At 67.1% G+C, this 553-nt stretch carries 1 pseudogene; it reads left to right on the top strand.

Features of this window, described 5'->3' with window-relative positions:
• Positions 1–553 (top strand): annotated as a pseudogene (locus ASN89_RS27280) (bifunctional salicylyl-CoA 5-hydroxylase/oxidoreductase); the annotation flags it as partial.

Raw genomic sequence — 553 nt, forward strand, 5'->3', positions numbered from 1 at the left:
CGTCGATGGCGTGGCTGGCGACTACCATTTGATGCACCTGGGCGCGCGCGCCATGGGCGGCGCGGGCCTCGTGTTTACCGAGATGACGTGCGTGTCGGCGGACGCGCGCATCACGCCCGCCTGTCCCGGCATGTACAGCGAAGCGCACACGCAGGCATGGCGGCGCATCGTCGATTTCGTGCATGCGAACAGCGATGCGAAGATCGCCCTGCAGCTGGGCCACGCGGGCGCGAAAGGCTCGACGCGGCCCATGTGGGACGGCATCGACCTGCCGCTCAGCGAGGGCAACTGGCCTTTGATCTCGGCCTCGGAACAGCAGTACCTGGCCGGCGTGTCGCAAACGACGCGCGCGGCCACGGAAAGCGACCTGGCGCGCATCGAGCAAGACTTCGTGCGCGCCACCCTGGCCGCGGCCGTCGCCGGTTTCGACTGGCTGGAACTGCATTGCGCGCATGGCTATCTGTTGTCGAGTTTTATCTCGCCGCTGACCAACCGCCGCACGGACGAATATGGCGGTAGCCTGGAAAACCGCTGCCGCTATCCGCTGCGCGTG

It is taken from the genome of Janthinobacterium sp. Ant5-2-1 (assembly GCF_001445815.1).
GTDB classification, from domain to species: domain Bacteria; phylum Pseudomonadota; class Gammaproteobacteria; order Burkholderiales; family Burkholderiaceae_D; genus Janthinobacterium; species Janthinobacterium lividum_E.